This window comes from Novosphingobium sp. BL-S-33 (genome assembly GCF_056857025.1).
Window position 1 is genome coordinate 1607163 of sequence record NZ_CM166475.1, and the last position, 20736, is coordinate 1627898.

Sequence of the window (20736 nt, forward strand, 5' to 3'; positions counted from 1 at the left end):
TCAAATGTTTGCAAATCGAAGCGCATCGGGTTTTATCTCTATTATCGGATCTCTGTGCTTGTCTGGATGCAGTTCAAAGCCAAGTGAAGGATCGATAAAGCATTTCAAAGATGTTTGCCGAACATTCGAATATGTGAAGCCGCAATGGAGGCAAGCCGCAGACCGACTGAGGCATGAAATTAATTCTGGAGACGTAAATCCAGAGCGAGACGTATCATTCGTAAGCGGCTCGATGAATTCTGGAGAATATGTGAGGCCTGCGCCTCCATCAGATAACCTAGACGGCCTAATTATTCAAAAAATTGACGTGCATGTAAATAATAAATTCCTATTTAAGATGGAAATGCCGGCGTATAGGGCGATGACCGGTTGGTTCTCGCTCACAGCTCCGCCGTATCACGATTATGATTGCTCGGGTGTCGAGGGAAGGTCCTTGGTGTCTTATTTCTAATTTGGTGAGTTGATGTCGCTCACCAGAAGCTGCCTTTTTTCTGGCGTTGCGACAATGAACGTACGGCCGCTTTGCATCGGTCGGCTCAGCGCCGGGTACGACCGCTTTATCGGCGCTTTTGATGGGGGGAGGGCACGGGACTTTGGCAGCTACGCGCCCAAGCTGGTCATTCTGCGGCCACAGGCAAACGCCTGAAACCTGCCGTGCCGGAAAATATGTGATTGTCGGTCATGAACATATCAATAGGGCTGGCGTCACATCGCCAGAGCCCGCAGGCAAGCCATCGACGGCATTTATCCTTTTGCCTTCAGTATCTTCTAGCTTCTGCACTGTGAAACGGTCGATTTTGAAGTTCTGAATCTCGCGTAGTTTTCCGATGCTGGCAGTATCCTCCTTCAGGTCAAAACCACCACGCCGCATCGGAAAACAGAATTTGCGGACGGAAAATCTGAAAATCACTCCCCGCCATTCGGTGAAGCTTTCGGATGGAAGTGCCAAGTTTCCCAAGGATCTTATATAGCGGCCCATTATTTCAGCGGTCATATGAAGTGAAACATGTATCCCCGTCCAAGGGATCTCTGATCGGTGATGAAGGTCGTATGCTAATTGTTCGCGTAGCACTACGCGGCCGTTTCCGTCACAATCGTCGTCTTGCTGGATAGAAAGTCGATCATAGAGGACCGAATTGTCGGCTTCTCGCTCTCGCGGTTGTCGGAACGTGATGGGCTGATTGTGACCGGCTGCAAAACCAAGATCGGTGATTAGTCCAGACAAAGGCTTGCGACATGATGCGGTGTCATAGGATCGATCCAGACTGACAACTATAACCAGTTCACTGTCGGCGCGACGCGTAAGCCATGAAAGCACGAAATATACTCCTTCATGGATCGCTATAAATTCAAGTTGTAAACAAACAGCGTGAACCCACCGGCGGAGTCAGGTGCCAACAATCACATGTTTTCCCGCAGGCGATACGCAATTCCGCCGGGAACGTGCCTTGCACACCGTCTCTTGCCGCTCGTGGGGAGGCGAATGCGCGTAACCGCTGTCAGATACCCTCTGCTGGCACAGTCTTCCGACATGGCTTAGCGGCAGCAAATCGCCACTCCACGCTCCAAACACGACAGTCAGCAACCGGCCACTCTTGGGCATCCAGATTGGGAAAGCGAACAGGCCGCAACTGGGAACGAAAAATCGGATCCTGAGCGACTAGGCAGGGTCGACCACGGATGAGGCTGCTACGCGCTGCTAATCGTGCGATTGGCCATCCGAAACGGCGATCATGGGTGGATTTCGCGCGGGCAGGTTTGGGGAATGCCCGCTCGCGAAGCCGCCATTCTGCAACGGCCTTTTGCATCAGACAAGCTGTTGATCTGGCAGAGAGGGTGGGCAGTGCAAAAGGGAACCCTTTTGCAACGAGCAAGCGGGGTAGCTCTTTATTATCATAGCCGTAAACTGCCTTGGCACAGGAGCAGCGAATGAAAAATAAAACTTCGACATCTGGCTTTATGATTGCAGCGGTCGTCGTGGCCGCGGCGGCCATCAGCGCGCATGCGCAGTTCGTTCCGCCTTCGGGATATAGTGGCAAAGGCTCGAAGCCGGGGGTCGCGGCGCCATCAGACCCCGCCGCGCCAAGGCTGACCCGTATTCCTGATGCAACCGTGATGAATCTGATCCACGTCGATCCAGCTTATAAGCGGGGTTCGGCTGTAGGCCATGCCAAGGTCGTTGGCGCGTTCGCGATAGCGGAAACGAGCAAATCCTCTCTCGTCGCGGCATGGGCTCCCGGATTTCTGCCAGTCACTCTCAAATTCAGCGATGACCGATGCTACTCGCTGCAAGCTGATTACGAGGGAGGCACACTCTCTAACGGGCGGTTGACCAAAATCGAATGCGAGGAACAGCGTAAGTTTCCTGAACGTGCCCTCCCCTCGCCGCCTCCCGGCCGATCGCTACGGCTGATCGGAGCAGCTTGGGGGTATGGCGCTTGGGCCGATGATCGCGGGAAAACCACTATCATTACCGCACCAGGTCAAACAACGTTTCAACCGCTTTTCTTGGCTCGCATGACAACCAGCGCGATCATGGCCATGAACAGTCCAGACTCGCCAGGCGGCAACGTAACGCTGGTCGGCAAGATCAAAGGCCGACTAACTGCCGTAACGCTGGAAGTCGGTTATTGATCTGGTGTTACGAAAGAGCCCCTTCGCAACGTCGGCTATGTCCGCTTCCGGAGGCGCTGGAAATATCTGCGAACGAATTGATCCGGGGCACGAACGGAACGACAGCGAACTTCGGTTTCCGCCGACGCCCAAGACCAGAAGGCGACAGGCAGCTATCTGCCCCTCTTAACCAGTTGGCCGCCATTCCGAAATCGGCCAGCCTTCGGCGTTCAGAATGATAAAGCGGACCGACCGTATCTGGGAACGGAGAATCGGCAGCTGAATGGCCGACAAGGGTCGGGGCCAGCCGAAGGCCGAGCGCCCAGATCGGGCGCCCGACGAGAATTTCGATTAGATGGCAATTCCCGCGACCCTGCGTGCAAGCGGCTCGAGTTCCGCCATTGCCGTCCGGTCGAGTGTCAGAGACGCGGCCGCCGCATTCTCCTGCAGGCGCTTGCGGCTCCGCGTGCCGGGAATCGGCGAGACGGCCGCCCCCAGTTCACCGGCCTTGGCATAAAGCCATGCGATCGCGATCTGCGCCGATGTAACGCCCTGCCCCGCGGCGATCTCTTCAATCTTGGCGACGAGACGCATGTTCGCCTCCCGGTTTTCGGCAGAGAAGCGCGGGAAGTAGGACCGGGCATCTCCTGCGCTCAGATTTTCGGCAAAAGCCTGGCCGGTCAGCATTCCGCGTCCGAGCGGCGAGTAGGGCACGAGCGTGACCCCCAGATCCACGGCCGCAGGCACGATCTCCGCTTCGATATCGCGGGTGAAGATCGACCATTCCGACTGAAGCGCGGCGATCGGATGCACAGCATGCGCCTCGCGCAGCTCTTCCGCGTTGACTGCAGAAAGGCCCAGGGCCCTTACTTTGCCCTCGGCAACGAGGTCCGCCATTGCCCCGATCGATTCCGCGAGCGGCACATCGGTGCTGCGGCGGTGCATGTAGTAGAGATCGATGACCTCGACGCCGAGACGCTGGAGCGAGTTCTCAGCCGCGCTGCGAATGAATTCAGGCCGGTTGTCGAGGCTCCAGTCGTCGGGGGTCTCGGGGGTCCGGGCATAGCCGAACTTGGTAGCGATCACGGCCCGGTCGCGGTGCGCCTGGATGAACGGCGCAAGGAAGCGCTCGTTCTCACCCATTCCATAGACGTCCGCCGTATCGAACATCGTCACGCCCAGTTCGAGCGCAAGCTGCAGCGTGGCGCGGGATTCGACCTCATCGGTGTCACCGTAGAATTCGCTCATGCCCATGCAGCCCAGCCCCTGGATGCCGATGGCGGGACCGCCATTGCCGAGCGCGATCTGCGGGAGACGATTTATGCCAGTCATTGAACAACTCCGGATATCGACAGGCAGGACCTATAAGTGTGGTGTATGGTCCATGGTCAAGGCTTTTTCATGCTGATTTCGCAGTTCGCCAAGACGGCCGGACTTTCGGTCGACACGGTGCGGTTCTACATCGCCAAGGGCCTGTTGAAGCCCGAGCGCAGTACAAGGAAAGGAGGCGCCAACCCCTATCAGGTGTTCAGCGCCGACGACGTTACCGCTGCGCAAATGATCCGGCTGCAACAGTCCCTCGGCTATTCGCTCGCAGAGATCGGTGCACTCGCCGAGGAATACCGCCGGGGTGCCGGCTCGCCGGAGCGGACCGGTGAAGTTCTGCGCAAGCAGATCGTCAGGCTTGAGGAACGCCAACGCGAACTCGATGCCGCACTGGCGTTCCTCAAGGGCAAATTGGAGTGGGTGGAAGCAGGCCAGCCGGGCGTTGCTCCCATGCCCAATGCCTACTTCTGCTGATCTCCGCCGGCGGACGCGAGGCGCTTGAGTTCCGCCATGCCTTCTTCCACCGAAACCACCGGTGCATAACCAAGATCGCGTTTGGCCTTGGTGATATCCAGCGTCACCTCCACAGCCATGGTTGCCAGATCCTGCCGGGTAACCGGCGGTTTGATCCGGCCACCGGAAAGTCGAGCCGCAAATTCACCGACGCGGGCGACGGTGCCGACGAGCCGGGAAGGCACTGCCTTTTCAGGAGGAGCGATACCCTGCGTTTCCAGCAAGCGGGAGACAAAACTGCGGAACGTCGAGGGTTCACCGTCGGTGATGAAGTAAGCCTCACCTGCACGGCCCTTCAGCAAGGCCAGCTCGATCCCATGGCAAGCATTGGCGACATGTGTGGCTGACGTCAGGTACTCGCCTCCGTTGATCCAGGCCATCTGCCCCGAACGCGCGGCTTGTGTCAGGATCGGCAGGGCAGTGGTATCGTCACGTCCCCAGACGAAGCGCGGCCTCACGATGACGGCATCGAAGCCATTGCCACTCTGCCCGCGCACGATCCGCTCCGCCTCAGCCTTGGTACGCGAATAGGCACCGGGAAAGCGCGAAGGCATCGCCTGGTTCTCGTCAACGTTGACGAGTGCCCGGCCGTCCAGGAGGACTGACTCGGTGCTGACATGCACGGCCTGCCGGACCCCAGCCTGGCGCGCAGCTGCGAATATGGCGCGGGTTCCCTCGACATTGACCGCGACGTGCTCAGGCGTCTCAGGGCCGTGGCTCGTCTGCGCTGCGGCATGGACAAGCGAGCGACACCCTTTCATCGCCTCGGCCACGGTCGGGCTCGAAAGCTGTCCGACGATGGGCCGGGCGCCAAGCGCGCGGACCACATCAGCAGACTTCTGCGAGCGGACGAGGGCTACAACCTCGAAGCCCTTGGTGACAAAATGGCGGATCAGGTTGCGCCCGAGATAGCCACTACCCCCGGTAAGAAAGAGCGGAGACAGCAGTTCTGGATCGGAGGCGCAATCGCCTCCGATGGCTTGATGGTCGTTCATGAATTTTCTGCCTTCTAGGTTACGGGCAAAGGTCTGGCACGATCAGTCCGCAGGGCCGGACGCCAGCCAGCGGATATCCCCGAGCAGCGCTTCGCGCGCGCTGTCGGACCATTGGTGGTAGTCGAGGGTTTCGAGCAACTTGAGGCCCTCGAGTGCGAGATAGGCCAGCATGGGTCCCCTCGCGCCTCCCGCTTCATCGCCGATCCGCTTGATCACGGCCGTCTGATTGCTCTGGATTGCCGAGCGCAAGGTACGGTCCTGCGCGAGCGCTGCGCAAATGTTCAATGCGACCGCACGAAACTCGTCGGGGAATGGCTGCGACGCGGCCTGAATACGGCCCTGGAGCGTCGGGTTTTCGCCACCCTCGAACTGCCCGGCCGCAGCCTCGTTGAAGGCATTGTCCCGCGCTACCGCTCGCTCGACCATGGCTTCGACCAGTGCCTGCTTGGTGCCATAGTCATAGACGACGCTGCCCTTGCTGATGCCGGCCTCTCGCGCAACGCCTTCCAGCGTCAGACGGGCTGCGCCGACACTCGCGACAACGGCTTCGGCCGCGTCGAGGATCCGATCCTGATCAATACTCTTCTTGCGGCCCATTGGCGTCATCCATTTATATCCGACCAGTCAGATATAAATGGATGACGCTCGACCGTCAATTGCAGATCGGCCAGTCAGTCATCCGAAGTGTCGGTGGCCCACTTGAGCCAAACGGCCACGGCCGCAGTTACCTGCGCTCGTTGCTCGAAGCCCAGAACAGCCGTACCGGTGCGAGAAACCAAAGCAGCCGTTCTGCACCTAGGGAGAGAAAATCGGCGGCTGAATGGCTACAAAGGGTCGACGGCGGGACGGCAGCCACGCGCCCGATTCAGTCATTCGGCAGCTGCTTCGATGATCCCGAAAGCGGTCGGTCTGCATTGTTACGCCGCCAGGACAAAATTGCCTGAACGATTGGCAGCTATCGGGAAGTCCCGAAGCAGGCGCTGAATGACAGAAATGTTGGGGTTAGCCGCCATTCCCCGTTGGACGCTGCACCCACTTCTGAACAGCAGCGGTCGCCTTTTCGAGGAGAATGTGTTGCGCGGCGATCTGGACGAGAAAGCGCGACAATCAAGATGAGAATCCGGTGTGTCGGGATCGGCGTAGGGCGTAGCCCGTAGCCGGTCCCGACACACCGGAGGCACTCTTTGCCGGGTGCCTGTGATGGTCGTGGTGGCCGCTATGCATCGGGTTTTCCGGGGAGGAGGACCTGACGTGTGGCCGGCCGACACATCAACGATCATCAAGTGAGACTTTTCATGACCAACAGACGTTATGACCCCGTCGCCTTGGCGGCGGCGAAGGCCGGGTTCAGTCCGGCGACGGGCTATCGGGTTCTGCAGGCCACCCAGCTGCCATCGCAGCGGCAAACACCGCGCAGCCGGCGCCGACCCGATCCCCTTGCCGGTATTTTCGATGAAGTTGTCGTGCCGATGTTAGAGGCTGCCCCGGGCCTTCGGCCCATAGCGATCTTCGAGGAGCTGCGGCGCCGATATCCCGAGACGGAGTTCGGCTCCCGGCGAACCCTGGAGAGGCGCATTCGCGACTGGCGCGCCGTCAACGGGCAAGATCGCGAAGTCATTTTCCGGCAAGTGCACGAGGCCGGGCGGCTCGGCCTGTCCGATTTTACGTGCATGGACGATCTGGGAGTTTCCATCGCCGGACAGCCCCTGGACCATCTGCTCTATCACTTCCGGCTTCCATGTGGCGGCTTCGAACACGGGCACATCATCCTGGGCGGCGAGAGCTTTGTCGCCTTGGCCGAAGGGCTGCAGAACGCGCTCTGGTCCGCAGGCGGCGCGCCGAAGCTTCATCGTACCGACAGCCTCTCGGCCGCCTTCCGCAATCTGGACGCGGATGCCAGGGTCGACCTGACCAAGCGTTATGACGCGCTCTGTGACCATTATGGAATGGAGCCCACGAGGAACAACCGGGGCGTTGCCCATGAGAACGGCGCGATCGAAAGTGCCCATGGCCATATCAAGGCTGCCATTAGGGATGCGCTGCTGCTGCGCGGGAGCGCCGACTTCTCCGACCTTGCCGACTATCGCCGCTTCATCGACGAGGTCGTGAATGCGCGCAACCGGCGGCACGGCCCCGGGATCGATGCCGAACGCAAGTTCCTGCAGCCGCTGCCGGACGTGCGCACCACCGACTACGAGGAGATCCTCGTGACGGTCACATCCTCGGGCGGCTTCACGTTGCGCAAGGTGTTCTACACGGTCCCATCCCGCCTGATCGGGCACCGTTTGCGGGCTCGCCTTTATGATGACCGCCTCGACCTCTTCATCGGCGGCACGAGACTCATGACCCTGCCGCGCGGACGCGCAGGCATGAACGGGAAGCACGGCCACGTTGTTGATTACCGGCACGTGATCCATTCCCTGCGCCGTAAGCCCATGGCACTGTTAGGGCTGGTCTATCGCGATAGCCTGTTCCCGCGAGAGGCCTATCGCCTGATGTTCGACCACCTGCTGGAATTTCAGGGCGAGCGGGAAGCCTGCCGCACCACCGTCGAACTTCTGGCCATGGCTCACGAGCGTGCATGCGAGGCCGAACTCGCGGGGCTCCTGACCGAGGACCTGGCGGCGCGCCGAACGCCGTGCCTGACAACCTTGCGGGCCCGGTTCTGTCCGGACCCTGCCGATCTGCCCGAAGTCGTGGTCGAACTGGTGCCGCTCTCGATCTACGACGGACTTATCGAACAGGGAGAAGCCGCATGAACGCAACTCCCATGATTGATGCACAGCGTCTCAGCCTCATGCTCAACGAACTGCGCTTGCCCACCATCAAGCACATCTGGGGGGACTTCGCCGCCCAGGCAGACAAGGAAGGATGGCCCGCCAGCAGATTCCTCGCCGCGCTGGCCGAGCACGAACTTGCCGAACGCGATCGGCGTCGGATCGAACGCCACCTGGCAGAGGCACATCTACCCGCAGGCAAGACCCTCGACTGCTTCGCCTTCGATGCCGTGCCGATGATCTCCAAGGCCCAGGTCATGGCCCTGTGCGCTGGCGATGGTTGGCTCGAGCAAGGTGCCAACCTCATCCTGTTCGGTCCGCCCGGCGGCGGCAAAACCCACCTCGCCGCAGCTATCGGCCTGGCGCTGGTAGAGCGGGGCTGGAGGGTTTTGTTCACCCGGACCTCCGACCTCGTGCAACGCCTGCAGGTCGCGCGGCGCGAACTCGCGCTCGAATCCGCGATGGCCAAGCTCGACAAATACCACCTGCTGGTTCTCGACGACTTCGCCTACATCTCGCGCGACCAAGCCGAGACATCGGTGCTCTTCGAGTTGATCAGCGCGCGCTACGAGCGACGGTCGTTGCTGATCACCGCCAACCAGCCCTTCGGCGAGTGGAACAGGGTCTTCCCCGATCCCGCGATGACGCTCGCCGCTGTCGACAGGCTCGTCCACCACGCCACCATCTTCGAGATGAACGTCGAAAGTTACCGGCGGCGCACCGCTCAGGCCAGACGCACCGGTGCCGGGCGGCCCGCCGCATACACCACGCCAAAGGTTCTCGAGACCATCCGCGACAATCAGGATGAGAACGACGAACTTGCCAGCGACAATCTAAACGGGCACTGATCGACGCGCTGCGACAATCACATTCTCATCCTGATTGACGCGCAATCATCATCCAGTTTGTCGCGCTACAGAGAATGGGAAGCGCGTCAGTTGCTCCCTCCCAGCACTCGTCGAACTCGCTTTCGTCATCGGTATCGACGGATCGAGCCGATACAACAATACGACCGGCGAAGGGCGGGTCTTTTGAGATTTGAAAACACTCGAACGGCCGTAGTCCCGGCAGGTAAGCGAACCTAGCGGGCTGATCCGCCCAGTCGGTAAAGAGCTTTTTGACCGTCGCTTGCGCCCAAGCGTCTATAGCCGGATCAACTGCTGCATAGGCTGTCATTGCTGGAGTTTGCTTCGATCGCCGACTGTCCGCAAGGTCGGCGTGGCTGGTACGGTAAGTTTCAGATTAAAATCGTGAAAATCCGCCATTCCGCTTTGTTGGGAGAAGCGGACACTCGTTCGATTACTTGGTAAGACACCATTGCACGCAGCTTTCGAACGACGACGAAATGAATTCGATCGCTCTTGCATCATGGTCGTACCGATGAATCGAACCCTTTTCATCCAACATGATCGCATTTCCCGCGTGATCAGTCGAAACGACCAGCGACCTGTCAGAATAGGGCCAGTCATCTGATCTGAAGCGCTTGGTAACATCAATTACAGAAGCATCGTCTTTGCTCATGGCATCAGAAGCACCACTTCCATAGACGGGATATGGACCTACAAGAGCGGCGCCGAACCGCTTCACAAATTCACGGTAGCTGGGAGGCAGCAGAAATCCCGCGAATGCTTGAATAGCGTCTATCTGACTTTCAGATGCAGATCCGGCGACTAGCACTGGGTCACCATTGAGATCAGCATCCAGTTCGGCAAACATCGATCAAAACCTCTTTAACCCCTGAATGGTGGAAGATGAGAGTTAGCTGCGCTTCGCTAGTCTGAGATAGAGACGTCTCGTATTGTCGTTCCGATAGGCAACCCACGAACACGCGCTAAGTCTTGGGCCGAGAGATTCCAGTAAACGTCAAAGTCGATAAGGTTGAGATTTGACGCATCATCTGTCCCACCGAGAAAGAGCGGGAGCTTGTAACCAACGCACTGGTCGTAATTCGGGCGCGAACCGCCTGTCTGTATCCAGTTCTGGAAAAATGAATACGCCGCCGCTGCATCAGGCTCGTTCATTAGTTCTTCATCATGGAATGCCGCTCGATTCACGGGTATCTCCAGTACTTCCCCTGTCCCCGGTTCAAGCATGAGAACGTGCGAAGCTCCATCAACTATCCGCTGTGCATCGGTCGCAAACTGGCGCCCCAGCCAGTCCGCTCCGAAGCATTCAATTCTCCCGGCGAAATCGGGAAATGCCTCGATGGCGAGCGCAGTGAAGCGATCAACATCTTCTTGTCGATGAAGGCGGTATGCCCCGTCCAAATATTCCACGTCATGTGCCTCCAACGATCGGCAATCTAGCGACAGGCCAAGTGCCCGCAAAGTCGGCTCGGATGCGGGGGAGAGCGGCCGAAACCCAATCATCAATACACCATGGGGCGACAGGCATTTGCCTGGTTGTCAATTGCTCCGCTCACGATGTTTAGAGCCTTACCCCAAGCCTCCAGCTTGGCCCCACATTGACGCGGACCCGGTTGACCAATGCAGACTTGGTATTCTCGTTGCAGTGCTTTCGCCCTGACCTTCGCTACGCGGTACTGCTCTCTTGCGTCGTCACAGACGGGCAGGATTTTTTTGGGCGAACCGTCAGAAGCGACTATTCTCCCATCTTGCGATGTTGTGGAGAACAGCAGAGCGGCGAGCATTGGCAGCATGATCATAACCTGAAGGTAGTTTGTTCACACAATCGTCCGCAATGGCGACGTGTCGGGTCAGGCAGGTTTTGGATTAAAATGCTGAAATGCTGTCGTTCGTTCGCCGGTGAGCTGGGCTGACGGGGGCCGCCCTCTAGCCAGACGTTCCGCAGCCATTTGGGCAACGGGTAGACTTTGTTCGGGATGCCCGAGCGAATGGCTGAAAATGGCGAAATGACTTGCCAGCCCGAACGCCTCGGATGTTGGGGTTAGCGGACATGACGGTGCGAAATGCTGGGTGGTCAAATGACGGGCGAGTGGTAAGGGAAGCCAATCCTTGATGGAGAATTGTAGTGGGTTGGTTCCGAAAGAAGAGCGAAAACATAGGATCTGACTATTCTTCGATAACATCGCGAGAACTTGCGAACCGCCTTGTTGAAAAAGGTGTACTGGTTCCGATGCGCTTATTGCCCGAAATATTCGGAGGCGACGACCATCCGGCAAATATTGTCTTTGTCCCACGTTTCGCCGCAGACCTTAAGCAGCTGGCTGACGTGAACATCATCCAACCGCTAGCGCTTCAAGGCAAAATCACTCGATACAATGCCGTTCCAAGCTATTCCGGGAAGAGCTTTGTTCCGACCAGGGTGACTATAGAAGCCTGCGATCCTGGTGAGTTTACGGAAACGGTTGGGATCTGGGGGGATGGTCTCACAGCAGCGTAAACATCGGACGTCTGCAATGTCGGGGGAAGCGGACATTGACCGTTGCACGCGACCAAGTGCAAATCGCGCTGTGATGATCGGAATACGCTGGGGTGGATAATGCTGGAAGGACGTGACTGGGTTAAGGCGGGCGGAGCTACAGCAGCCGATATAGAGCGCCTTCGCGCCGTCGCACCGGGTGATTTACCGAAGCGCTACATTGATCTGCTGGAATTCAGCAACGGTGGTGAGGGGCCACTACCAGTAAATCCTTACACTCTCTGCTTGGACCCGGTGCAAACCGTTATCGACGGTATTGCTCAGCCAAATGATGGCAGCGCGAAGCCGAAGGACTTTCTCGTCTTTGGCGGGAGCGGAGGCGGAGAGTACTTGGCGTTCGACCTCCGTGGAGGATCGCCATGGCCTGTGGTGACAATAGATATGGTCGCTGGCCACGAGAGCGCAGAAATGGTCGCCATTCATTTTGAAGCTCTTTTCGACCTAATCGGGATCGAAACTGCCGAAGAGTAATCGGCAGGTATGTCGGCGGGGCCGGTCAGGCAGGTTTCGGATCAAAACCCTACAACTCTGCCATTCCGATTTGTTGGGGCAAGCGGACGTTATTCGCCTGTAAGAACTGCCGCTTGCGTCTGCCGCTGCATGACTTTCACCAATTCCTGTCGGAATGCTTCAAGCTGCGGATAATGGGTAGCGAAGACTACCCGCACTCTCCGCCTGGGATCGAAATCATCAGCGATTTCGACAAACACCAGCAATGTGCCGCGTGCATCCGCCGGCCTCACTTCCAGTCCAATGATGAGGTCGTCGCCTTCGAGTTTCTCGAAGCCCCACCGCGCACTTGGCGGGTTCACTGCGGACAGTGGGTAGGCCGCTAAGCTGTCAGCAAACTCTTCCACATCTTGCCATTGAACCCAGAACCCGCCTCGCCCAGCGAATTCGTCTGTTTCCACCTCGACACGGAGCCGCCCGAAATCGTCGTCAGACGCGTGTTGGTAGGTTATAGTGAGACTGCTCATAGAGGCTTCTTCGCGCGATTTTTCGATGTCAGCAATGTCGGCGTGTCCGGAACGGCACCTTCCAGATTAAAATAGCGAAATGCTGCCGTTCGCTCACGGGTGAACCAGACTGACGGGAGCCGCCCGATTCCGGTCGCTCGGCGGTTGATCTGACGATACTGGAAGCCGCCCGTCCGCTTACCTTGGTCCGAAAGGCCCTGCTAGGGTCCGGAGTGGTGTTGGCGCGCTCTTGCTTAGCTGTTTGGTCCCAGCATGTGACGGCTGGGTTTGCTTAAGGCTATTTCTCTCGCGAGCACGATAGCGCCGAACGCGACCGGCTTCCGTAATAAATCGCAGCAGCCTTGGCCGGCTAAAGAGCTCCAGCTTGACCAGATAGTAGCTCAGGGCTAGGTGCTCGCTTGCGCGTTACTGGCGATCAAGATGGGCCACCATCGGGGACCGCGCACAAAAAGCCGCTCGCCTGGGCAATCGGAGAAATCCGAACAACCTTCCGCCGAAGGAGCCCAACGTGAGCGCAAAGATCATAGATGGAAAATCATTTGCCGAGAGGCTGGCCAGTCGACTTGCGGCGGCAGTGCCGGACTTCACCGCACAGGTCGGGCGCACACCGGGCTTGGCGGTCGTCCTGGTAGGCTCCGACCCGGCCAGCGAGATTTATGTGCGCAGCAAGGTTCGGAAGACCATCGACCTGGGCATGGCCAGTGTCGAACATCTACTGTCCGCCGACATCGGGCAGGACGAGTTGTTATGCCTTATTGCCCAGCTCAACGACGACGATGCCGTAGACGGTATTTTGGTCCAGCTCCCCCTTCCTGACCACATCAACGAGGCCACGATCATCAGCGCGATCGACCCAAGCAAGGATGTGGACGGATTACACCCTCAAAGTTCTGGAAAGTTGGTAGCAGGAATACCTGGACCCGTCTCATGTACGCCATTCGGTTGCCTGATGCTTCTCAAGTCGGAACTGAGCAGCCTTACCGGCTTGGATGCTATCGTGGTCGGCCGGTCGATCCTCGTCGGCAAACCAATGGCTCAACTTCTGCTGAATGAGAGCTGCACGGTCACCGTCGCTCATTCCCGAACGCGCGACCTTGCGGACAAAGTACGGCAAGCGGACATTGTCGTTGCCGCATCCGGCCAGCCTGAGATGATCAAGGGAAGCTGGATCAAACCGGGCGCTACGGTGATCGACGTGGGTACCACGCGGATCGTTCGCGATGGCAAGAATAGCTTGCTGGGCGATGTCGATTTTGAATCTGCGGTGACGGTCGCGGGTGCGATCACACCTGTCCCAGGAGGCGTCGGTCCGATGACGATTATGACTTTGATGCACAACACTCTGGTCGCGGCATTTCGACGCTGTGATCTACCGCCGCCGGTTTTCTGGTGAGAAATCGGATGGGGGGATGTCTCATTGCGGCTAGGAGCTGATCATCCGATCTTGGCTTCCGCGGTCGATCGGCTTTCGCCCGATTGTTGCCGTCCAGAGGCAACTGGGCCGATCCCGGAAGCGGTCATTCCCATCAGCACTCGCCGAAGCAAAACGAGACTTCCACCTTCCACATCATCCACGTTGCTTTGTTGCGACGAGCGTGGCGGCTTGGTCCAAGAGGGAATTTGAGAACCCGTAAGCCAGCGCCACGCTGCGCTCGTCGGTAGAGAACACACCGCCGAAAATGCGAACCTGAATGCAATACTGGCGCAAGGCCTCCAGGCGCTCGTTTGCAAGTCTGTTGGGAGGATAGCCGCCAAATATCCAACGCTTAAAGCGAACGAACCGCGAAGGCTTTTTGGTATCGACCGGGCAATCCAGTAGTGAAATCCCAATTACGCGCAGCTCGAGCTCGGACAAGGTGTCCTCTCCGCGGATCGCACCGTCGGGGAGATCCTGAATAGAGCGGAGGTCATCGCAGGTTGGTTCGCTGTGTAGATAACCGCTGCTCGACCAATCATGACTGAACAGAAACATGGGACGCTCCTCGCAGTAGAGACCTGCTTCCCTGGCTAGGCTGTGGAATTGCGGCAAGCGCTGTTGGACTCGCCGCAATTCCACTCACCGAAGACCGCGATGGTCAGAAATCGATGGTTCGGGCCGCATGGACATTTTCATAGGCTGCCATCCGATCGGCAGCCGGCGGATAGATCCAGACCTCGTTGATCTCCTGCTTGACCTTCTTGGCATCTGCGCCCGTGATCTGGACCTGGGCATCCCATCCACGCGTGAAAATTGCGACCTCTGGCCCAAGATCCAGACATATCACGTAAGCCGGCTGATCATAGGCCAGCGCCGGCTCACCGAGCAGATCGGCCGCAGCGTTGTGACCGGCAAAGGCACCCAGGCGACGCGCATGTTGGCACGACATGGGGGCGTAGTTCCCGGCCGCATCGGTCTTCGCCTTGGCCGTATCGCCGGTTGCAAAGATTCCGGGCGCTCCCGGTACACGCAGGTCCGGCTCAACGACAATGCGTCCCAGGTTATCACGCTCCGCCGGCAACTGAGCGGTCAGCGGCGATGCCCGCATGCCTCCCGACCAGATCACCGTAGCCGTCTCGATGCGCTCGCCATCGCTCAGCGTAACACCTTCGGCATCCAGTGCGGCGACGCCCACGTTCAGACGGGTTTCGATCCCCAGAGCACGCAGGCGCTCCTCGATGAAGGGTCTCGGATTGATACCCATCGCCGGCGCTACGTGTTCGGATCGATCGACGATGATGACCCGGACATCTGCATTTGCACCAAGAATTTCGCGCAAGCGCTCCGGCATCTCCGTTGCGAATTCCAGGCCCGTGAAGCCGGCCCCGCCAACCACGACCGTGTTCCGGGCAGCAGAAGCGGGCCGCTCTGCCAGAGCATGCAGATGCCGATCGAGCGCCACAGCCTCGGCAAGCTGGGTAGCGGCGAAGCCGAATTCGGCGAGGCCGGGAATTGGAGGTGCGAAGCCGTCACTGCCGGCAGCAAGCACCAGCCGATCGTAAGCCAACACCGACGATGCTCCGTCGTGGTCGACGACAGTGATCGTCGATGCCGCGCTATCGATCTTCTCGACGCTTCCCTGATGATAGTTGATGTCGGTGGCCGCGAAGAGGTCCGACAATGGCGCGACCATCTGTTCCGGATTGCGTTCATAGAGGCGGGGGCGGATCACCATTTCCGGCTCGGGAGCGACGACGGTGATCGTCAGGTCGGCGGGCGAAGCGCCCTTTTCATGACGCAGGCGGGAAGCCGCAAGCGCAGCCATTACGCCCGCAAAGCCGGATCCGATTATCAGGATGTTCTTGGACATGACAAATCTCCTAATGTTGATGCTGCCAATGCTGGCGATGGTTGCAGAATTTCAAATCCACAGACGCTATGGGTCCATGAATGCGGGTGAATTCCGAAGCGATGCAGCCTCGGCCGTCGCGAATTTCTCGATTAAATCAGAGATCGACTTGCCAGATATTATGCGAAGGCATTGCAGCTGCTTCCGCATAAACAAATTGAAACTCGATCACATCTACCTTTGTGGCTGTCAGAAAGTTCGGCTGACACTCGTTTTGTAGTATCCGAAGCGGTGGGCTGTCGAGAATGAGTCACCCTATCCAAAGGTTCAGGGCCGGCTATCCAAGGTATCGCCCGCGCTATCCGCAGCGTCGTCCTCGGCTCGGGCGAGGAATGCTTCCTCATCCGGCGATGACGGGCGCGACAGAGCGACGTTCCGCGCCGGGAACCGGCCAAAACACTCGATTTGAGCGGCATGACCTTTCGCATATTCGAGCACCTGCTCGGCGAATTCCTTAAGCTTTGTGAATTGCGCAATGCTCGCGCCTTGGAGCCGCGCGTCTTCGGCATGCATCAGCGGCATGTAGAAGAAATGGCGCTGGCTGAAGGCAAGCTGAAGGTCCATGGCTTGTGCAATGCCATCGAGCGTCAGGTCTTGTGCCTTCCTATCCTGCGCAAATGCCAAGGGGGTGCCACGATGGATGTGACGCGAGAACTGATCCAGCACTATGATCAGGGCAAGGCGCCCGAGAGGCGTGGCAGCCCACCCGTCGAGTGCCCCTTCGGCCGCCTCTTCGTGAAGCCTGCCGAAGCGGCGGCGCACAATCGGATCGAACTTCTCGCCTGCTCCGAACCAGTCTTGCGGCGTGAGTTCGCGGAACCAGAAATCCAGAACGCTGCTCTGTGCATTATCCATTCTCTTCCCTCTCATCCAATGCTTTGGTGGAGCTTGCGCGAAGCAGGCCCCTTGCCCATGAGCAAGCAGCCTGCCACGTAATCGCTTGGCGCCTGAGCAGGCTAGAAGTGATAGGCCACGCCAACCAGTGCCTGATGCTGCTCGAACCTGTCGCCGCTTCCAGCGAGATCGCTGTACCGGTACTCTACGCGCGCCGAGACTCTTTGGGTGATGGCACGTTCGACGCCGCCCCCTACCGACCACCCATCAAAACTGTCCTTGCCGTAGCGTGCAGCGACTGCATCGACGCGCCGAACCGACGCACGCATGTTCTCGTAACCACCGCGAACATAGAGCAGCGTGTTGCCGGTGACGAGGTAACCGGCCCGAACGCCCACATCGAACGCATATTCGGGGTCGATACTGGCAAGGGTATCGCGGCCGGCATGTGTGAGCTGATCATCAAAGCTCATTTTGAAGCCGCCTTCTGCGGAAAGCACGATCTTGTCTGCCGGCTTGTAGTTGTATCCGGCAAAAACGCCGACGGTCGCGGCGTCTTGCGACCGATCGACCGTGACGGTCCCAATGTTCGTTTGCGCAGTGCCGATCCTGTTCTGGATCCAGCCGCCATCGATACCGGCGTACGGGCCTTCGAAAGCGTCGGCCATGGCGGGATTGGCAGCCAGGACAGCTCCGGCAAAAGCGAGCGATTTGAGCAGGTGATGTTTCATAGGTTGAACCTTCCGTATTTTGGCCGCGCTCAAGCGTGGCCCGCAGTGTGGGCCAAGGGCGGTTGATTTGGTGGGCGCCCCGCCGAGCGCGTGGGGCTCTGCGTGACAAGCCCTTGATACGCGGCGACGTCGGCCTTGCTTATTGCCCCAAAGTCCATCCGGATGGCGTGGAACCGCGAGGACGATTCCACCCAAAGTATGGCGCCTATTGAGCCGGAGCATGGATCCGATCGTTCGAAGGATCGGCCCTGAGCGGCGGGATCAAGTCAGGGAAATGCCGCCGTCGACCGGAATGTTGGCGCCAGTGATGAAGCTCGATTCATCGGATGCCAGGAAAAGGATGGTGCGTGCGAGTTCTTCCGATCGCCCCAAGCGGCCGAGCGGAATGACTTGCGCCAGATGGGCTTCAAATCCTGCACGCAATTCATCCGGTACGCCTAGCTTGCCCAAAATCGGTGTATCGACAGGCCCAGGGCTTACGACGTTCACCCGGATGCGCCGCGCCTTGAGTTCGATCGCCCAACTCCGGGCGAATGCTTCGATGGCGGCCTTGGCGCCGGCATAGACAGCATGGCCCTCTAGCAGCTTGCCGGTTGCAATCGAACTGGTGAGGATGATGCTACCGCCGTCGCGCATTACAGGCAGCACTTTCTGGATGCCGAAGAAAACGCCGCACGTATTGACCGCAAATTGCCGGTCGTAATCCTCCACTGTCACCGCGTCACTCGGCTGGATGACATTGACGCCGGCATTCGCGACGTAAATGTCGGCGCCCCCGAACCGCTCCCGAAGCAGTTCTGCGACGCGATCGTGGGTCTCAATATCTGCGATATCGCCGACCAGCCCTATGGCCAGCGGGCCCAGCGCCTCCACAGCCGCGTCAACAGCATCACTGCGACGCCCAACGATGACCGTTCGCGCCCCCTCTGCGGTGAGCGCCTGGGCTGCGGCAAAACCGATGCCGCTGTTTCCGCCCGTTACGACGGCCACTTTTCCTGAAAGTCCACTCATAGCTTGTCACTCCATATCGGTGTGACACAAATGGCCTTTGCCGTTTCGCTATGTTAGGCCTCCATCGGCGTAATCATTTCTTCCCGATGAGCATAGATAGATGGACCGCACCCAAGGCTTGAATGCGTTCGTGAGATCGGTTGAAGCGGGATCCTTTTCCGGCGGAGCCCGCATCCTCGGCACGACCCCTTCCGCCATTTCCCGAAGCATTGCGCGTCTGGAGCGCAGGCTTGAAGTTCGATTGTTCCAGCGCTCGACGCGTAGCCTGACATTGACCGACGAGGGACAGGCCTATTTCGATCGTGTGGCCCCTCTGCTGCGCGACCTTGAAACTGCGGACGAAGCGTTGCGACCGGGAGGCAGTGTACAAGGCACTCTGCGTGTGACGATGCCTACGGTGCTCGGAAACGCGCTAATGGATGAGATTGTAGGAGATTTCCTTCCGCACCACCCTGATCTCAGGATGCAAGCAAGCATCACGGACCGTCATGTCGACGTGATAGCGGAAAGATTTGACGTGGCCCTACGCGCCGGGTCGTTGCCGGACAGTGGTTTGACCGTCCGTGCTATCGGTCTGATCCAGCTACGGCTTGTAGCCTCTTCGAGCTACCTGGAAATCTTTGGCCGACCAGGCCGGCCAGAAGACCTCATCCACCACAGCCATATTCGATACCTGCAGGATAATCGCCCTTACCCGCTGCTGTTCGCGGATGGGACAACGATGCTCCCAAGCGGACGCCTGGATGTCGACGATGGCACGGTGATGTTGCGAAGCGCTCTGGGTGGTGCCGGCATTGCCCAACTGCTGCATTCGGTCGTCGCGCCGCACTTGGCCGGCGGCGTGCTGGAGGAAGTGCTCCCACAATTCCCGATGGCACAAATACCGCTGCAATTCGTCCACGCTTACGCCCGACGGCCGCCTGCGCGTGTTCGGGCTTTCATGGATTTCGTGTCCGAGAGGCTTTTGCCTGTCATGAAGTAGGGCGCAAATTCAGCTTCTCTCTATCGAAGATTCGCACCGTTTCGCCAGTTTGCAACTTCCGGTTGAATCAGCGCCGGCGCAAACAGCCCCGCATCATGGACGTTGGCGGCGACTGCAAATCTTTGCGCGCTACAGGGTTGGCGCTCGACCACGGCCGCGCCTGCCGGCAGGTCGACACGCCGAGCTTTCATCATGGAGACGAACGACAACAGGGCATCGTGCCAGGCGTGTAGCACTTCATCCGTTGCCGTCTCGGCCAACACCTCCTTCATCGACGCTACTAGCGAAGAGATGGCTTCGGGAAGCACTTCGGACACAGTCCGCCCAATTGCGTGTTTAGAAGCGATCCTTTCGAACGCCGGCACCAACATCATCAAATTCTCGATGTTCTGCGCGAAACTGAACAGCACAGCCGCCAGCGCATGCGTCTGAACACCGGCTTCGTCCTGCCAGATGCGGTTCCCCTCCACGGCAGTTCGATCGCGGAGGCGCGCCAGCGTAATGGCGGCGATGGCGATGCCGTGCCCGGCAATCGCAGGGGCAGTTGCCCTTACGATTGCGGTGGTTGCAGGCGAAAGGGTCTGGATCACGACGAACTCCTTTGGCTTGCAGCCATGGAATTGTCGGAAGGTGCATATTGAATCGCGAGTTGCAGGCTTTCGGCAATGCGGTCGGCCTTGGCCTGAACCGCTGCTGCATTGGCAGGAGGTAGAAGCTCGTTGCTGGTTTCGCGCCAGAGTTGAAGCCAACGAGTGAAATGCTCTGGGGTGATCTGGCCGGCGAGGCCTAGATGCTTTGCTACCGGGCTGCCCTTGTAGCGGCCACTTGTGTTCATGACTGAAGACCAGAAATCGCCAATGCGCGCTTCGTGCGCCGGCCAGTCGTCGACGACGCCCGCAAACACAGGTGCCAGCATCCCGTCGGCGCGGACTCGCGCGTAAAAGCGCTCAACCAATGGCTGGATATCGGCCTCGTCGATCAACATCGGAACACCCATGCCACTTCCTATAAGATGCGTATCATGTACATCTTATGGTTGAAACAAAATACGCATGTCAACTACATCTTTAAAGTTTGCCGATGGGCGAGAAAGCGAATACCAGCACGAATTCAATACGTGCCGGCATGGATCAGCTGCCGGTGATCAAGGGGCATGGGATGATCGGGCATGCTGGCGGAACCGTTGAATCCCGCCCGTTAGGTGGATTATCGTCAAACGAGCGTTTGCCTCAGCGCGCCACCACGTTCC

At 58.8% G+C, this 20736-nt stretch carries 23 protein-coding genes and 1 riboswitch; of the genes, 8 read left to right on the forward strand and 15 right to left on the reverse strand.

All coding sequences use genetic code 11. From position 1 onward, the window contains the following. Positions 1-679: 679 nt before the first annotated feature. Positions 680-1318 carry a hypothetical protein gene (locus tag AC1VVM_RS23640; protein ID WP_482956690.1) on the reverse strand — a complete coding sequence of 213 codons (639 nt, stop codon included), beginning with the start codon at positions 1316-1318 and terminating at the stop codon, positions 680-682. 611 nt (positions 1319-1929) lie between these two features. Between AC1VVM_RS23640 and AC1VVM_RS23645 the strand changes: the two genes are divergently transcribed. Continuing rightward, positions 1930-2634: a hypothetical protein gene (locus AC1VVM_RS23645; RefSeq protein WP_482956691.1), complete on the forward strand. Its 705-nt coding sequence runs from the start codon at positions 1930-1932 to the stop codon at positions 2632-2634. A gap of 330 nt (positions 2635-2964) precedes the next feature. Here AC1VVM_RS23645 and AC1VVM_RS23650 read toward each other — a convergent pair whose 3' ends face one another. Beyond that, on the reverse strand, positions 2965-3945 hold the full coding sequence (locus AC1VVM_RS23650; protein WP_482956692.1) for an aldo/keto reductase: 981 nt from the start codon (positions 3943-3945) through the stop codon (positions 2965-2967). Positions 3946-4014: 69 nt separating this feature from the next. Here AC1VVM_RS23650 and AC1VVM_RS23655 point away from each other — a divergent pair, with 69 nt between their 5' ends. Further along, positions 4015-4413 carry a MerR family transcriptional regulator gene (locus AC1VVM_RS23655; RefSeq protein ID WP_482956693.1) on the forward strand — a complete coding sequence of 133 codons (399 nt, stop codon included), beginning with the start codon at positions 4015-4017 and terminating at the stop codon, positions 4411-4413. On the opposite strand, the gene AC1VVM_RS23660 is transcribed toward AC1VVM_RS23655, so the two are convergent. Together AC1VVM_RS23660 and AC1VVM_RS23665 are read right to left on the reverse strand one after the other, a co-directional pair. Next, positions 4401-5447, reverse strand: coding sequence for an NAD-dependent epimerase/dehydratase family protein (locus AC1VVM_RS23660; RefSeq protein WP_482956694.1), 1047 nt, complete (start codon positions 5445-5447; stop codon positions 4401-4403). The genes AC1VVM_RS23655 and AC1VVM_RS23660 overlap by 13 nt on opposite strands. Before the next feature lie 42 nt (positions 5448-5489). Continuing rightward, the gene (locus tag AC1VVM_RS23665; protein ID WP_482956695.1) at positions 5490-6044 is read right to left on the reverse strand and encodes a TetR/AcrR family transcriptional regulator; all 555 of its coding nucleotides are present in this window, start codon (positions 6042-6044) and stop codon (positions 5490-5492) included. Between the two features lie 41 nt (positions 6045-6085). Here AC1VVM_RS23665 and AC1VVM_RS23670 point away from each other — a divergent pair, with 41 nt between their 5' ends. The 3 genes from AC1VVM_RS23670 to istB all read left to right on the forward strand — a co-directional run bounded on the left by AC1VVM_RS23670 (position 6086) and on the right by istB (position 9072). Then, entirely contained in the window at positions 6086-6391 is a 306-nt protein-coding gene (locus AC1VVM_RS23670) for a hypothetical protein (RefSeq protein ID WP_482956696.1), read from the forward strand. Between the two features lie 309 nt (positions 6392-6700). After that, positions 6701-8206: an IS21 family transposase gene (gene istA, locus AC1VVM_RS23675; protein WP_482955271.1), complete on the forward strand. Its 1506-nt coding sequence runs from the start codon at positions 6701-6703 to the stop codon at positions 8204-8206. Continuing rightward, a complete protein-coding gene (gene istB, locus AC1VVM_RS23680) occupies positions 8203-9072 on the forward strand; it encodes an IS21-like element helper ATPase IstB (RefSeq protein ID WP_482955270.1) in 870 nt (289 codons plus the stop codon). The genes istA and istB overlap by 4 nt, the downstream gene beginning before the upstream one ends. A gap of 25 nt (positions 9073-9097) precedes the next feature. Here istB and AC1VVM_RS23685 read toward each other — a convergent pair whose 3' ends face one another. The 3 genes from AC1VVM_RS23685 to AC1VVM_RS23695 all read right to left on the reverse strand — a co-directional run bounded on the left by AC1VVM_RS23685 (position 9098) and on the right by AC1VVM_RS23695 (position 10500). Continuing rightward, complete coding sequence (locus AC1VVM_RS23685) at positions 9098-9400, reverse strand: hypothetical protein (RefSeq protein ID WP_482956697.1); 303 nt, start codon at positions 9398-9400, stop codon at positions 9098-9100. 123 nt (positions 9401-9523) lie between these two features. Next, entirely contained in the window at positions 9524-9940 is a 417-nt protein-coding gene (locus AC1VVM_RS23690) for an SMI1/KNR4 family protein (protein WP_482956698.1), read from the reverse strand. 56 nt (positions 9941-9996) lie between these two features. Next, positions 9997-10500, reverse strand: coding sequence for a T6SS immunity protein Tdi1 domain-containing protein (locus AC1VVM_RS23695; RefSeq protein WP_482956699.1), 504 nt, complete (start codon positions 10498-10500; stop codon positions 9997-9999). Positions 10501-11686: 1186 nt separating this feature from the next. Here AC1VVM_RS23695 and AC1VVM_RS23700 point away from each other — a divergent pair. Next, complete coding sequence (locus tag AC1VVM_RS23700) at positions 11687-12097, forward strand: SMI1/KNR4 family protein (protein ID WP_482956700.1); 411 nt, start codon at positions 11687-11689, stop codon at positions 12095-12097. Positions 12098-12186: 89 nt separating this feature from the next. On the opposite strand, the gene AC1VVM_RS23705 is transcribed toward AC1VVM_RS23700, so the two are convergent. Continuing rightward, on the reverse strand, positions 12187-12603 hold the full coding sequence (locus tag AC1VVM_RS23705) for a hypothetical protein (RefSeq protein ID WP_482956701.1): 417 nt from the start codon (positions 12601-12603) through the stop codon (positions 12187-12189). A gap of 394 nt (positions 12604-12997) precedes the next feature. Then, positions 12998-13076, forward strand: a riboswitch (ZMP/ZTP riboswitch). A gap of 35 nt (positions 13077-13111) precedes the next feature. Here AC1VVM_RS23705 and folD point away from each other — a divergent pair. Further along, complete coding sequence (gene folD / locus AC1VVM_RS23710; protein WP_482956702.1) at positions 13112-13996, forward strand: bifunctional methylenetetrahydrofolate dehydrogenase/methenyltetrahydrofolate cyclohydrolase FolD; 885 nt, start codon at positions 13112-13114, stop codon at positions 13994-13996. 174 nt (positions 13997-14170) lie between these two features. Here folD and AC1VVM_RS23715 read toward each other — a convergent pair whose 3' ends face one another. The 5 genes from AC1VVM_RS23715 to AC1VVM_RS23735 form a co-directional block, all read right to left on the reverse strand. Then, a complete protein-coding gene (locus AC1VVM_RS23715; RefSeq protein WP_482956703.1) occupies positions 14171-14575 on the reverse strand; it encodes a hypothetical protein in 405 nt (134 codons plus the stop codon). A gap of 103 nt (positions 14576-14678) precedes the next feature. Continuing rightward, positions 14679-15890, reverse strand: coding sequence for an NAD(P)/FAD-dependent oxidoreductase (locus AC1VVM_RS23720; RefSeq protein WP_482956704.1), 1212 nt, complete (start codon positions 15888-15890; stop codon positions 14679-14681). A gap of 306 nt (positions 15891-16196) precedes the next feature. Beyond that, positions 16197-16784: a DUF924 family protein gene (locus tag AC1VVM_RS23725; protein WP_482956705.1), complete on the reverse strand. Its 588-nt coding sequence runs from the start codon at positions 16782-16784 to the stop codon at positions 16197-16199. A gap of 101 nt (positions 16785-16885) precedes the next feature. Continuing rightward, positions 16886-17494, reverse strand: coding sequence for an outer membrane protein (locus AC1VVM_RS23730; RefSeq protein WP_482956706.1), 609 nt, complete (start codon positions 17492-17494; stop codon positions 16886-16888). A gap of 261 nt (positions 17495-17755) precedes the next feature. Then, entirely contained in the window at positions 17756-18505 is a 750-nt protein-coding gene (locus tag AC1VVM_RS23735) for an SDR family NAD(P)-dependent oxidoreductase (RefSeq protein ID WP_482956707.1), read from the reverse strand. 100 nt (positions 18506-18605) lie between these two features. Here AC1VVM_RS23735 and AC1VVM_RS23740 point away from each other — a divergent pair, with 100 nt between their 5' ends. After that, positions 18606-19487, forward strand: coding sequence for a LysR family transcriptional regulator (locus AC1VVM_RS23740; RefSeq protein WP_482956708.1), 882 nt, complete (start codon positions 18606-18608; stop codon positions 19485-19487). Positions 19488-19507: 20 nt separating this feature from the next. Here AC1VVM_RS23740 and AC1VVM_RS23745 read toward each other — a convergent pair whose 3' ends face one another. Beyond that, complete coding sequence (locus AC1VVM_RS23745) at positions 19508-20077, reverse strand: globin domain-containing protein (RefSeq protein WP_482956709.1); 570 nt, start codon at positions 20075-20077, stop codon at positions 19508-19510. Beyond that, a complete protein-coding gene (locus tag AC1VVM_RS23750) occupies positions 20074-20484 on the reverse strand; it encodes a group III truncated hemoglobin (protein ID WP_482956710.1) in 411 nt (136 codons plus the stop codon). Before AC1VVM_RS23750 ends, AC1VVM_RS23745 begins: the two co-directional genes overlap by 4 nt. Positions 20485-20736 lie beyond the last annotated feature (252 nt).